Here is a 12,734-nt window from a genome sequence, read left to right on the forward strand (position 1 = left end):
TATGGAAATGATTACCATTACCACGGAGCATATCAAGCTCCAGGACCTTCTGAAGCTGGCGGCCATCACCGCCACCGGCGGCGAGGCCAAGCTGCTGGTTCAGGAGGGAGAGGTCCTGGTCAACGGCGAGGTGTGCACCATGCGGGGAAAGAAGCTCCGCCCCGGCGACGTGGTGGAGGCCCTGGGGCGGCGCTGCGGCGTGCAGTATGCAGATTGACCGCCTGCTGCTGGAGGGCTTCCGCAATTACGACAGCCAGCAGCTGACCTTCGACGGAAGCTGCAACGTCATATACGGCGAAAATGCCCAGGGAAAGACCAACCTGCTGGAGGCCATTGTGTATCTGTCCTGCGGCCGCAGTCCCCGTACCCACGCGGACCGGGAACTCATCGGCTTTGACCGGGACCGGGCCCGGCTGGTGGGGCATATTCAGGCCCGGGAGCGGGAGTTTGAAACGGAAATTCTCCTGAACCGGGGCCGAAGGCGGAAGATGACCGTCAACGGTGTGGCCGCCAAAAACGGTGGCGACCTGTCTCAGGTGCTGCACACGGTGTTTTTCTCTCCGGAGGACCTGTTTCTCATCCGGGAGGGAGCGGCGGCCCGGCGGCGGTTCATGGATATGTCCCTGTGCCAGCTGCGGCCCAGGTATGCCGAGGCCCTGGCGGAATACGGGCGGCTGTATGAACACAAGACCCGGATCCTGCGGGACAGCGACGAATATCCCCAGCTGCTGGACACCCTGCCGGACTTCAACCACCGGCTGTGCCAGGTGGGGGCGGTGCTGATCAGCTATCGGGCCCGGTATGTCCAGGCGCTGGCGGTCCACGCCCAGAGAGCCCACTGGGAGTGCTCCGGGGAGCGGGAGGAGCTGGCCCTGACCTATCAGACGGTGAAAACCGTGGAGGACCCTCTGGGTCCGGTGCAGGATATCGCCGGGGCCCTGGAGGAGCACCAGGCCCGGCACTATCAGGCGGAGCTGGCCTCCCGGCTGTGCCTGTCCGGCCCCCATAAGGACGACATTGCCGTTACGGTCAACGGGCTGGAGGCCCGGCACTTCTGCTCCCAGGGCCAGGTGCGGACGGCGGCCCTGAGCCTGAAGCTGGCGGACCGGGAGATCCACAAAAACGCCATCGGCGAGTACCCGGTGATGCTGCTGGACGACGTGCTGTCGGAGCTGGACCCCAGGCGGCAGGAGTATGTCCTCAACCGCATCGCCGGGGGACAGGTGTTCATCACCTGCTGCGAAAACGACCGGCTGGACGCCCTGCTGTCCGGCCGGGTATACCACATCCGGGAAGGGAGGGTGCTGTGATGGGCTTTCTGCATATCGGCCAGAACGTGATGGTCAACGACCGGCACATCATCGGCATATTCGACCTGGACATTACGTCCCAGTCCCCCCAGACCCGGCGGTTTCTGGACCAGGCGGAAAAGGACAGCGTGGTGCTGCCGGTGTGCGACGACATTCCCAAGTCGTTTCTGGTGTGCGACCATCCGTATCACCGGCAGATCGTATATATTTCCCAGCTGAATACCCAGACGCTGGTGAAAAGAGCGGAAAAGAAGTAAAGAATTCCCTGTCATTGCCGGGAGATCGGCAGACACCGGGTTCCCGGGAATGACAGGAAAGACCCAAGGAAAGGAAAGATGACCCAATGAGCGAACTGGAAAAAGTCACCGCCGTGGACACCACCTATGACGCCTCGGAAATCCAGGTGCTGGAGGGGCTGGAGGCGGTACGCAAGCGGCCCGGCATGTATATCGGCTCCACGTCGGCCTCTGGCCTGCACCATCTGGTGTATGAGATCGTGGACAACGCCATCGACGAGGCCCTGGCCGGATACTGCACGGAGATCACCGTCACCATCAACCCCGGCGACACCATCACCGTCACCGACAATGGCCGCGGTATCCCCGTGGATATCCAGAAGCAGACCGGCCGGCCGGCCCTGGAGGTGGTTTACACTGTTCTGCACGCCGGCGGCAAGTTCGGCGGCGGGGGCTATAAGGTCTCCGGCGGCCTCCATGGCGTGGGCGCCTCCGTAGTCAACGCCCTGTCCGAATGGCTGGAGGTGCAGGTCCAGAAGGACGGTAAAATTTACGAGATGAAGTTCTCCCGGGGCGGCATCACCCAGGAGATGACGGTGCTGGGCGAGACCACCGGCACTGGCACCGCCGTGACCTTCAAGCCGGACCCGGAGATGTTCGACACCCTGGTATACGACTATGAGACCCTGCACACCCGCATGCGGGAGCAGGCCTTCCTGAATGCGGGCCTGCGCATCACCATCACCGACGCCCGGCCCGGCCAGGAGCAGAGCGACTCCATGTGTTATGAGGGCGGTATCCGGGAGTTTGTCACCTGGCTCAACCGCAACAAGACCCCTCTGCACGAGGAGGTCATCTATCTGGCGGGGGCCAAGGGCGACAGCACCGCCGAGGTGGCATTGCAGTATAACGACAGCTATAACGAGACGCTGGTGTCCTTCGCCAACGACATTCACACCCCCGAGGGCGGCATGCATGAGACGGGCTTCAAAACGGCCCTGACCCGGGTGCTCAATGCCTACGGCATGAAATACGGCATGATCAAGGAGGGTGACAAGGTCTCCGGCGAGGATGTCCGGGAGGGCATTACCGCCGTGATCTCCGTGAAGCTGACGGAGGCCCAGTTCGAGGGACAGACCAAGGCCAAGTTGGGCAACGCCTTCATTCGCACCCTGGTGGACAACGTGGTGTCCGATCAGCTGTCCGTGTATCTGGAGGAGCACCCGGTGGTGGCCCGAACCATCCTGGACAAGGCCCTGACCGCCAACCGCGCCCGGGAGGCCGCCCGGAAAGCCCGGGAGTCCATCCGCCGCAAGACTGCCCTGGGCGGTGCGGCCATGCCCGACAAGCTCCGGGACTGCAACGAGAATAACCCTGAGCTGACGGAAATCTATATCGTGGAGGGCGACTCCGCAGGCGGCTCCGCCACCCAGGGCCGGGACTCCCGGTTCCAGGCTATCCTGCCTCTGTGGGGCAAGATGCTGAACGTGGAAAAGGCCCGGGCGGACAAGGTCTACGGCAACGACAAGCTTCAGCCGGTGATCACGGCCCTGGGCGCCGGGATCGGCGATGAGCTGGACCTGAACCGGCTGCGGTATCACAAGATCATCATCATGGCCGATGCCGATGTGGACGGCGCCCATATCCGGACGCTGCTGTTGACCTTCTTCTTCCGGTTCATGCGGCCCCTGATCGAGGAGGGGTATGTCTACTCCGCCGTGCCGCCGCTGTATAAGCTGACCCGGGGCAAGCAGCAGCGGGTGGCCTATACCGACGAGGAGCGGGACGCCATCTCCGCCGAAATGCGCAGCGGCAACCCCAACGTGAAAATTGACATCAGCCGCTTTAAGGGCCTGGGCGAGATGAACCCCCACGAGCTGTGGGAGACCACCATGGACCCGGAGAAGCGCACCCTGCGCCGCATTACCCTGGACGACGCCGTGGCCGCCGACGCCACGTTTACGGTGCTGATGGGCGAAAAGGTGGAGCCCCGAAAGGAGTTCATCGAGAAAAACGCCAAATATGCGGTGAATCTGGATTATTGATTCAAAAATGCTTGCATTTTTGAATTTCACCATCCCCACAAGGAGAATAAAATATGAGCAAAAAACCACAGTACGACCCTGAGGAGCTGCGGTACCCGGACCAGCACATTGTGGAGCGGTCCCTGGTGCCGGAGATGGAAAAATCCTATATTGAATACGCCATGTCCGTTATCGTGGGCCGGGCCCTGCCCGACGTGCGGGACGGACTGAAGCCCGTGCACCGGCGGATTCTCTACGCCATGTATGAGGACAACCTGACTTCGGACCGCCCCTTCAAGAAGTCCGCCACCTGCGTGGGCGACGTGCTGGGCCGGTATCACCCCCACGGCGACGCGTCCGTGTATGACGCCCTGGTCCGCCTGGCCCAGGACTTCTCCATGCGCTATATGCTGGTGGACGGGCACGGCAACTTCGGTTCCGTGGATGGCGACCCCCCTGCGGCCTACCGTTACACCGAGGCAAGGCTGGCCAAGATCGCAGGCGAAATGCTGCGGGACATCGAAAAGGACACCGTGGACTGGGACCCCAACTTCGATGAGAGCCGCAAGGAGCCCCGGGTGCTGCCCTGCCGGTTCCCCAATCTGCTGGTGAACGGCTCCTCCGGCATCGCCGTGGGTATGGCTACCAATATCCCGCCTCATAATCTGCGGGAGGTCATCGGCGCGTGCATCTGCGTGCTGGACAATCCCGATGCCACCCTGGCGGACCTGATGGAGCACGTCCAGGGGCCCGACTTTCCCACCAAGGGCATCATCATGGGCCGGGCCGGGATCCGGGCCGCCTATGCCACCGGCCGGGGCCGGGTGGTGGTTCGGGCACGCCACGAATTCGAGGAATTCGGCAACAACCGCACCCGCATCATCATCACGGAGCTGCCGTATCAGGTGAACAAGCGGATGCTTATCAAGAACATGGCCGACCAGGTGGAGGATAAGCGCCTGGAGGGCATCAGCAACATTCAGGATGAGACGGACCGCAACGGTATGCGCATCGTCATCGAGCTGAAGCGGGACGCCAATCCCCAGGTGGTGCTCAACCGCCTGTTTGCCCAGACCCAGCTGCAAAGCTCCTTTGCCATCAATATGCTGGCTCTGGTCCAGAACCAGTCCCAGCCGAAAATTCTCTCCCTGCGGCATATCATCGACGAGTACCTGGCCTTCCAGGAGGAGATCATCGTCCGCCGCACCAGATACGACCTGAAGAAGGCCCAGGAGCGGGCCCATCTGCTGGAGGGTTTGCTGATCGCCCAGGACAACATCGATGAGGTCATCCGCATCATCCGCACCAGCTATGACAATGCCAAGGAGAACCTGATGCAGCGCTTCGGGCTGGACGACGTCCAGGCCCAGGCCATTCTGGATATGCGTCTGAAGGCTTTGCAGGGGCTGGACCGGGAAAAGCTCCAGAACGAGTATCAGGAGCTGGAGGAGAAGATCGCCTATTACCTGCGGGTGCTGGGAGACGAGAACCTGGTGAAGGCCATCCTCAAGGAGGAGCTGCAGGCCATCTCCGACAAGTACGGCGACGACCGCAAGACGGAGATTCAGGACGTGGAGGACGAGATCGACATCGAGGACCTGATCGAGGAGGAGGAGTGCGTCTTCACCCTTACCGCCAACGGGTACATCAAGCGCACCCCCGTCAGCGAGTATGCGGCCCAGAGTAAGGGCGGCATGGGCAAGAAGGGCATCACCACCCGGGACGAGGACACCGTGGTGGACGTGTTCACCGCCTCCACCCATGACTATATTCTGTTCTTTACCGACACCGGCAAGGTGTATAAGAAGAAGGGCTATCTCATCCCCGAAAGCGGCAAGGCTGCCAAAGGCACCAACATCGTGAACATCCTGCAGGTGGAGACCGGCGAGCGGGTCCAGGCTATGCTGCACTTCCGGGAAACCGGCGACGACCAGTTGTATTTGTTCATGACTACCCGCAACGGCACCGTGAAGCGCCTGGAGGTATCGGCCCTGAAGAACCTCCGCAACAACGGCATCCGGGCCCTGACCCTGGACGAGGGCGACCGGCTCATCGACGTGTTGGAGACCCACGGCAGCGAACGGATCCTCATCGCCACCCACGACGGACAGGCCGTCTGCTTCGATGAGACCGACGTCCGGGCCATGGGCCGCACGGCCGTGGGCGTCCGGGGCATCCGCCTGCGGGAGGGCGACTATGTGGTGGGCGCCGCCTTGGCCCAGCCCGGCAAGACGGTGCTGTCCATTACGGAGCGTGGCTTCGGCAAGCGCACCCCGGTGGAGGAATACCGCATCACCGCCCGGGGCGGCCTGGGCATCCGCAACTATATGGTCACGGAGAAAACCGGCCCCATCGTGGGCATCAAGGTGGTGGACGGCGCCGAGGACCTGCTGCTGGTGACGGAGGCAGGCATTCTTATCCGCACGGCGGTGGAGAACATCCGGGTGGCCGGACGGGCCACCCAGGGCGTTATCGTTATGCGCTTTAAGGAAGAGGGCGACCACGTCATCTCCATGGCCCTGACGGACCGGGAGCAGGACGCCGAAAAGGAGCCGAGCCATGAGTAAGAAAAAGGAGATGTACGCCCCCCTGACCCGATGGCAGTATTTCACCAAGACGCTGTATCATGACCCCAGCAAGACCCAGGAATTTGAATATGACGGCGTGATCTATCTGAAAAGCCAGGAGCTGCAGGACATCGAGGAGCGCAACGCCCGGGTCAACTGGGTGCTGCTGCTGGTGCTGTGCGCCATGTTCCTGACGGCCATCAAGTGGCAGAACATTGTGGTCATTGCCCTGGGCATGGTGGTGATCGTGGCGGGGGAGCTGTTCCGCATGAGCCGCCTGCCCAAGGATATCAAGGCCCACCTGACAGATTCCGGACGGAGGAAGCTGTGACGGAGATGAAGATCATCGCCCGGATCCGGACGGAGCTGCCGGAGAAATTCGGCGTGCCCCGGCAGAGCGGCCTGGTGCCCCAGCTGCGGGGCCGGGTGATCTTTGAGCCGGAGTACCGGAACCCGGACGCCGTCCGGGGCCTGGAGGACTTCTCCCATATCTGGCTGATCTGGCAGTTTTCCCGGGCGGTGCGGGAGGGCTGGTCCCCAACGGTGCGGCCCCCCAGGCTGGGGGGCAACCGCCGCATGGGGGTATTCGCCACCCGCTCCCCCTTCCGGCCCAACGCTCTGGGGCTGTCCTCCGTGCGGCTGGACCGGGTGGAGCTGGACCCGGCCCTGGGGCCGGTGCTCCATGTGTCCGGGGCGGACCTGATGGACGGGACGCCGATCTTCGACATCAAGCCCTATCTCCCCTATACCGACAGCCACCCCCAGGCCGCCGGCGGCTTTACCGACGGTCTGGCCCATGAGCCGCTGACGGTAGAGTGCTCCCCTGCCCTGCTGGAGCATATCCCGGCGGACAGCCGGGAGGGGCTTTTAGGGGTGCTGGCCGGGGATCCCCGGCCCCGGTATCAGGAGGACCCACAGCGGGTATACGGCCTGTCCTTCGCCGGGCGCAACGTGAAATTCACCGTGGACGGAGACCGTCTCACCGTGATCGCGGTGGAATAACAGGATGATTCTATGAAAACAGTTACGATCTATACCGATGGCGCGTGCTCCGGCAACCCCGGCCCCGGGGGCTGGGGGGCCATCCTGGAGTGGAACGGCGTGGAAAAGGAGCTGTCCGGCGGCGCGGCGGACACCACCAACAACCGCATGGAGCTTACCGGCGTCATCCGGGCCCTGTCCTGCCTGAAGGAACCCTGCGTGGTGGAGCTGTACTCCGACTCCAAATACGTCATCGACGCCCTGTCCAAGGGCTGGGTGTACGGCTGGAAGAAAAAGGGCTGGATTAAAAGCGACAAAAAGCCCGCCCTGAACGTGGACCTGTGGCAGGAGCTGCTGCCCCTGGTCGCCCGGCATGAGGTGCACTATCACTGGGTCAAGGGCCACGCCTCCAACGAGAAAAACAACCGCTGCGACCAGCTGGCGGTGGCGGAGAGCAAGAAATTCTGAAAAAATCTGCGATGTTCACAAAAAGTTCACGTGGATTTCATGATTTCGCCATGTTTACAAGGTATTCTTTTACCTGTACAAAGGAACCATTCCTTATGTGATTTTCTCTCTCTCCTAACAAACACACAGAAAACTCCCTCTGCCGCTGGCGGAGGGAGTTTTCTGTTTGAAAAAAATTCCGGTGCCGAAGCACCGGAATTTTTTGCGGTCAGATTTACCGGGTCAGGAAGAACATCAGGGCGAACAGGATGCTGATGATCCAGGTGCCCACGTTGATCTCCTTGATCTTGCCGGTGAAGATCTTCACGAAAACGTAGGAGATCAGGCCGAAGGCAATACCGTAGGAAATGTTGTAGGTCAGGGGCATGAAGGCCACGGTGACAAAGCCGGTGACGGCGGCGGCGGGATCGTCCCAGTTGATGTTGCGGACGTTGGACATCATCAGAACGCCCACATAGATCAGGGCCGCGGCGCAGGCATAGGTGGGGATCAGCTGGGCCACGGGGGACAGGAACATGGCGATGAAGAACATCACCGCGGTAGCCATAGAGGCAAGACCGGTGCGGCCGCCCTCGGCCACGCCGGCAGAGGACTCCACGAAGGTGGTGACGGTGGAGGTGCCGCAGACGGCGCCGGCACAGGTAGCGCAGGCATCGGCCAGCATAGCACGGTCCATGTTGGGGACGTTGCCGTCCTTATCCAGCATGTTGCCGGCAGAGCAGGCGCCGTACAGGGTGCCCAGGGTGTCGAACATATCCACCATGCAGAAGGCCAGCATCGTGGTCAGCAGCATCACCACGAAAGCGCCGGTGCCGTTGGCGGCAATGAAGGCAGAGAAGTCAAAGCCGGACTTGAACACCGCGGCGAAGGCCTGGGTGCCGAAATCACGGAAAGCGCCGAAGAAGTCGGAGGTCAGGTTGGGAGCCACGGCGGAGGCATAGAAGCCGGGAACGGTGATCAGGCCGATGGCATAGTACAGCACGGCAGCGCCCAGAATACCCCACAGCACCGCGCCGCGGACCTTCTTCTTGCTCATGGCGCCGATGGCGAACACGGCGATCAGGGTGATGAGCATGGGGAAGATGGTGGCCCAGGTCTGCTCGCCGGTGAACACATTGAAGGAATGCAGGTTCACGCAGGTGGAGGCGTCGTTGACCACGATGCCGGCGTTCTGCAGGCCGATGAAGGCGATGAACAGGCCGATACCGGCGGAGATGGCCACCTTGACCTCGTGGGGAATGGAGTCGAAGATGATCTTGCGCAGACCGGTGACGGTCAGCAGCACGAAGATGATGCCATCGAACAGCACCAGCACCAGGGCGTTGGCATAGCTCAGGCCCAGGCCCACACACACGGTGTAGACGAAATAGGCGTTGAGGCCCATGCCGGAGGCCTGCGCCAGAGGCAGGTTAGACAGCAGGCCGATGAGCAGGGTGCCCACCACGGCGGAAATGGCGGTGGCCACGTAAATGGCCCCGTAGCTGACGCCCAGCACGTCTGTGCCGTCGCCAAAGGGGTTCGAGAACATACCGGCATTGACCATCAGAATGTAGGCCATAGCCATGAAGGTGGTGATACCGGCCATGATCTCCGTCCGGATGGTGGAGCCTTTTTCGGTTACATGGAAGAAACGATCCATAAACTCTCTCCTTTTCTGAATTGTTTTCCACTGCGCCTTCTGGGCGCAGCAACTCAATTCTACCATTATGTACCTTTTCCCGCAACCCCTGTTTCGACAAAAGCTCCCCGCTTCTGCGAAATTTGTGACTCTTGCCGGGAAATGAGCCGGTTTTTTTGTGGAAACAGCGAGATAAAGCATCGCCTTGAACGCACCGCAGAATTCTGCTGTTCGATGAATCGAATTTTCTTGCTTTTTGGGGAATTTCTGTTATACTGAGCTTGTAACGAGTGTATATTGTTACAGAGAGAATAAGAGAAAAAGGAGAACAAATTATGCTTTTGGAAATTATCGGAGCGATTTTGTCCATGGTGGGTTCCTGGATGATCTTCAAGAAGATGGGCCGCCAGGGCTGGGAGGGCATCGTCCCCATCTACAGCACCTATGTTCTGTGCAAGGTGCTGTACGGCAACGGCTGGAAGTTCCTGCTGCTGCTGATCCCCTTCTACAACATCTATTTCGCCATCAAGATGATGGTGGACCTGGCCAAGGCCTTCAACCAGGGCGTGGGCTTTGCCATCGGTCTGCTGCTGCTGCCCTTCGTGTTCAACCTGATCCTGGCCTTTGGCGGGGCTCAGTATATGGACGGCAGCTATACCAACACCCAGCCCGACATGGTGGAGGACGTGGTCAACAAGGCCAGGGATGCCGTGTCCGGCGACCAGAACGACCGGTAAATATCAAAAAGCTCCGGCCCGACCGGAGCTTTTTGACGCTTGATTGCATAAAAAGGGGAGAGGCTTGCAGCCTCTCCCCTTTTTATGCAATTCCTTATTTCCCGAAGTACCGGTTCAGCAGGCCCTCAAAGGCCTTGCCGTGTCTCGCCTCGTCCCGGGCCATCTCGTGGACGGTGTCGTGGATGGCGTCCAGGTTGTACTTCTTGGCCAGCTTGGCCAGCTCGAACTTACCGGCGGTAGCGCCGTTCTCGGCGTCCACGCGCATCTGCAGGTTCTTCTTGGTGGAATCGGTGACCACCTCGCCCAGCAGCTCGGCGAACTTGGCAGCGTGCTCGGCCTCCTCCAGGCCGGCCTTCTCCCAGTACATGCCGATCTCGGGATAGCCCTGGCGGTGGGCCACACGGGCCATGGCCAGGTACATACCCACCTCGCTGCACTCGCCCTCGAAGTTGGCGCGCAGACCGGCGATGATCTCCTCGCGGACCTCGGCGGGAACATCCTCGCCAAAGACCTTGCCCACGCCTACCACGTGCTCGGCAGCCCAGGTCTTTTCCTCGGCCTGCAGGGTGAACTTATCGCCGCTGACATGGCACACCGGGCACTCGGCCGGGGGATTCTCGCCTTCATGAACGTAACCGCAAACAGGACAGACCCACTTTTTCATAGTAAATTTCCTCCGTTTTATTCAGCATTTATTGGTTTTGGGAACCGCTGGCTCCCTCATTGACTGAATGCAGTATAACACGGATGGAGCCGTTCTATAAGTTGCAATTGCAACAAACGGTAAAATTTTCCCGAAAGATTTTTACTCCTGGGGAGGATCGCTCTCCAGCAGCGTCTTGGCGCTGGCCGCCAGGCCCGCCAGACCCTGGATCTCGCTGGGGATGATGATCTTGGTGGCCTTGCCGTCGGCCATTTTCTGCAGGGCCTCCAGGCTCTTGAGCTTGATGACCTGGTCGTTGGGGGCGTTTTCGTTGAGCATCCGCATGGCGTCGGCCAGGGCCTGCTGCACCTTCATGATAGAGGTGGCCTCGGCCTCGGCGGCCATGATCCGGGCCTGCTTGGCGGCGTCGGCCTTCAGAATGGCGGACTGCTTCTCGCCCTCGGCCACCAGGATCTTGCTGGCCTTTTCGCCCTCGGCCTGCAGGATGGACTCCCGGCGTTCCCGCTCGGCCTTCATCTGCTTCTCCATGGCGTTCTGGATCTCCCGGGGCGGCAGGATGTTCTTCAGCTCCACCCGGTTGACCTTGATGCCCCAGGGGTCCGTGGCCTCGTCCAGGATGGCCCGCATCTTGGCGTTGATGGTATCGCGGGAGGTCAGGCTCTGGTCCAGCTCCAGCTCGCCGATGATGTTGCGCAGGGTGGTGGCGGTGAGGTTCTCAATGGCGTTCATGGGATACTCCACGCCGTAGGTATACAGCTTGGGGTCGGTGATCTGGAAATAGATCACGGTGTCGATCTGCATGGTGACGTTGTCCTTGGTGATCACCGGCTGGGGGTCGAAGTCCGCCACCTGCTCCTTCAGGCTGACCTTCTTCACCACCCGCTCGATGAACGGGACCTTCAGATGCAGGCCCACGCCCCACACGGAGTGGAAAGCGCCCAGTCGCTCCACCACATAGGCCTTGGACTGCTGCACCACATAGATGTTCCGGACGATAACGATCAGCACCAGCACCACTAGAATGGCGATGGCCACTGCGCCGGGGATAGAGATGTTGCTTGGCATGTGATTTTCCTCCTGTTTTTAATATAAGTAGTGTTTACGGACTTACACGGGTTCCACGAACAGGCGCACGCCCTCCATGCGGACGATCTTCACCTGCGCGTTGCGGGGGATGGGCTGGCCGCTTTCGCTGCGGGCGGTCCAGGTCATGCCGCCCACATACACCGCCCCGGTGGGCACGGCGTTGTCGATGCTCTCCGTGACCCGGGCGGTCTGGCCCAGCACGCGGTCGGCGTTGGTGGCGGTAACGTCCTTGTGCAGCAGCTTCTTCACCAGGGGCCGGGTGGCCGCCAGGCACACGATGGACACCACGAAGAACAGGGCCAGCTGCAGCCAGATGGGACCGCCGCAGATGGCGGCAATCAGCCCCGCCACGGAGCCGACTACGAACCAGATGGACGTCAGCCCCACGGTGATGGCCTCCACCACGCCGAAGATCACCATGGCGGCGATCCAGATCAGCGTCATCATATCGGTGCTTCCTCCTTTCAGACACAGCCCCAGCACCAGGGCCAGAGCCAGGGTCACGGCCACTGCGCCGATGCCCAGCCACTTCTCCCGGGGGGCCAGATTGGCGAAAAACGCGGACAGCGCCGTTTTCAGGGTTTTCTCCGGCAGCGGGGCCTTGGGCGCGTCCTGCACCGGGGCTTCCCGGGGCACCTCCTGGGAAAACAGCTCATCCAGGGACACCTGATACCGGTTGCAGATATAGAGGATCTTCTCGATCTCCGGATATCCCCGGCAGGACTCCCATTTGCTCACCGCCTGCCGGGACACCTTCAGCTCCGCTGCGAACTGCTCCTGGGTCAGTCCCGCCCGGCGGCGCACCTCCTGTAACCGTTCTCCAAAAGCCATGGCCCTGTCCCTCCGTTTCTCTCTGACCCCATCCTACCGGAAACGGGCCGCAATGTCTACCAACCTCCGTTTGCACCCGGGAAAAAACTGGATTTTTCTGCGCAACCTCAGGTTGTCATGGTTTTAGTATACTATATTTTTGCCTCCCGCGCCACAACATTTTGAAAAATCCTCCGGTTTTTTACCCGGCGGACAAATCGGCTTGACAAATG

Annotated in this window: 13 protein-coding genes; 9 read left to right on the top strand and 4 right to left on the bottom strand. The window is 61.1% G+C overall.

The features are described from left to right. The first annotated feature begins 1 nt into the window (after position 1). The 8 genes from LKD37_RS08705 to rnhA all read left to right on the top strand — a co-directional run bounded on the left by LKD37_RS08705 (position 2) and on the right by rnhA (position 7,586). Positions 2-217 carry an RNA-binding S4 domain-containing protein gene (locus tag LKD37_RS08705; RefSeq protein WP_302928864.1) on the top strand — a complete coding sequence of 72 codons (216 nt, stop codon included), beginning with the start codon at positions 2-4 and terminating at the stop codon, positions 215-217. Next, positions 207-1,310 carry a DNA replication/repair protein RecF gene (gene recF / locus LKD37_RS08710; RefSeq protein WP_302928865.1) on the top strand — a complete coding sequence of 368 codons (1,104 nt, stop codon included), beginning with the start codon at positions 207-209 and terminating at the stop codon, positions 1,308-1,310. Before LKD37_RS08705 ends, recF begins: the two co-directional genes overlap by 11 nt. Further along, positions 1,310-1,567 (top strand): extracellular matrix regulator RemB, encoded by a 258-nt coding sequence (gene remB, locus LKD37_RS08715; protein ID WP_302928866.1) that lies wholly within the window; start codon positions 1,310-1,312, stop codon positions 1,565-1,567. The genes recF and remB overlap by 1 nt, the downstream gene beginning before the upstream one ends. An 86-nt stretch (positions 1,568-1,653) precedes the next feature. Further along, entirely contained in the window at positions 1,654-3,591 is a 1,938-nt protein-coding gene (gene gyrB / locus LKD37_RS08720) for a DNA topoisomerase (ATP-hydrolyzing) subunit B (protein ID WP_302928867.1), read from the top strand. 53 nt (positions 3,592-3,644) lie between these two features. Further along, positions 3,645-6,137: a DNA gyrase subunit A gene (gyrA, locus tag LKD37_RS08725; RefSeq protein ID WP_302928868.1), complete on the top strand. Its 2,493-nt coding sequence runs from the start codon at positions 3,645-3,647 to the stop codon at positions 6,135-6,137. Beyond that, on the top strand, positions 6,130-6,468 hold the full coding sequence (locus tag LKD37_RS08730; protein ID WP_302928869.1) for a hypothetical protein: 339 nt from the start codon (positions 6,130-6,132) through the stop codon (positions 6,466-6,468). Before gyrA ends, LKD37_RS08730 begins: the two co-directional genes overlap by 8 nt. 5 nt (positions 6,469-6,473) lie before the next feature. Further along, positions 6,474-7,139, top strand: a complete 666-nt coding sequence (gene tsaA, locus LKD37_RS08735) for a tRNA (N6-threonylcarbamoyladenosine(37)-N6)-methyltransferase TrmO (protein ID WP_302928897.1) — start codon at positions 6,474-6,476, stop codon at positions 7,137-7,139. 12 nt (positions 7,140-7,151) lie between these two features. Continuing rightward, positions 7,152-7,586: a ribonuclease HI gene (gene rnhA / locus LKD37_RS08740; RefSeq protein ID WP_302928870.1), complete on the top strand. Its 435-nt coding sequence runs from the start codon at positions 7,152-7,154 to the stop codon at positions 7,584-7,586. Positions 7,587-7,800: 214 nt separating this feature from the next. On the opposite strand, the gene LKD37_RS08745 is transcribed toward rnhA, so the two are convergent. Beyond that, positions 7,801-9,225: an NCS2 family permease gene (locus tag LKD37_RS08745; protein WP_302928871.1), complete on the bottom strand. Its 1,425-nt coding sequence runs from the start codon at positions 9,223-9,225 to the stop codon at positions 7,801-7,803. A 314-nt stretch (positions 9,226-9,539) separates the two neighbouring features. On the opposite strand from LKD37_RS08745, the gene LKD37_RS08750 reads away from it, so the two are divergent. After that, on the top strand, positions 9,540-9,941 hold the full coding sequence (locus LKD37_RS08750; RefSeq protein ID WP_302928872.1) for a DUF5684 domain-containing protein: 402 nt from the start codon (positions 9,540-9,542) through the stop codon (positions 9,939-9,941). 94 nt (positions 9,942-10,035) lie between these two features. Here LKD37_RS08750 and LKD37_RS08755 read toward each other — a convergent pair whose 3' ends face one another. The 3 genes from LKD37_RS08755 to LKD37_RS08765 all read right to left on the bottom strand — a co-directional run bounded on the left by LKD37_RS08755 (position 10,036) and on the right by LKD37_RS08765 (position 12,522). Then, complete coding sequence (locus tag LKD37_RS08755; RefSeq protein WP_302928873.1) at positions 10,036-10,605, bottom strand: NADH peroxidase; 570 nt, start codon at positions 10,603-10,605, stop codon at positions 10,036-10,038. A gap of 141 nt (positions 10,606-10,746) precedes the next feature. Beyond that, the gene (locus tag LKD37_RS08760; RefSeq protein ID WP_302928874.1) at positions 10,747-11,670 is read right to left on the bottom strand and encodes an SPFH domain-containing protein; all 924 of its coding nucleotides are present in this window, start codon (positions 11,668-11,670) and stop codon (positions 10,747-10,749) included. A gap of 42 nt (positions 11,671-11,712) precedes the next feature. Beyond that, positions 11,713-12,522 carry an NfeD family protein gene (locus LKD37_RS08765; RefSeq protein ID WP_302928875.1) on the bottom strand — a complete coding sequence of 270 codons (810 nt, stop codon included), beginning with the start codon at positions 12,520-12,522 and terminating at the stop codon, positions 11,713-11,715. Positions 12,523-12,734 lie beyond the last annotated feature (212 nt).

The sequence above is a fragment of the Brotocaccenecus cirricatena genome (assembly GCF_020687045.1).
GTDB classification, from domain to species: Bacteria; Bacillota; Clostridia; order Oscillospirales; family Oscillospiraceae; genus Vescimonas; species Vescimonas cirricatena.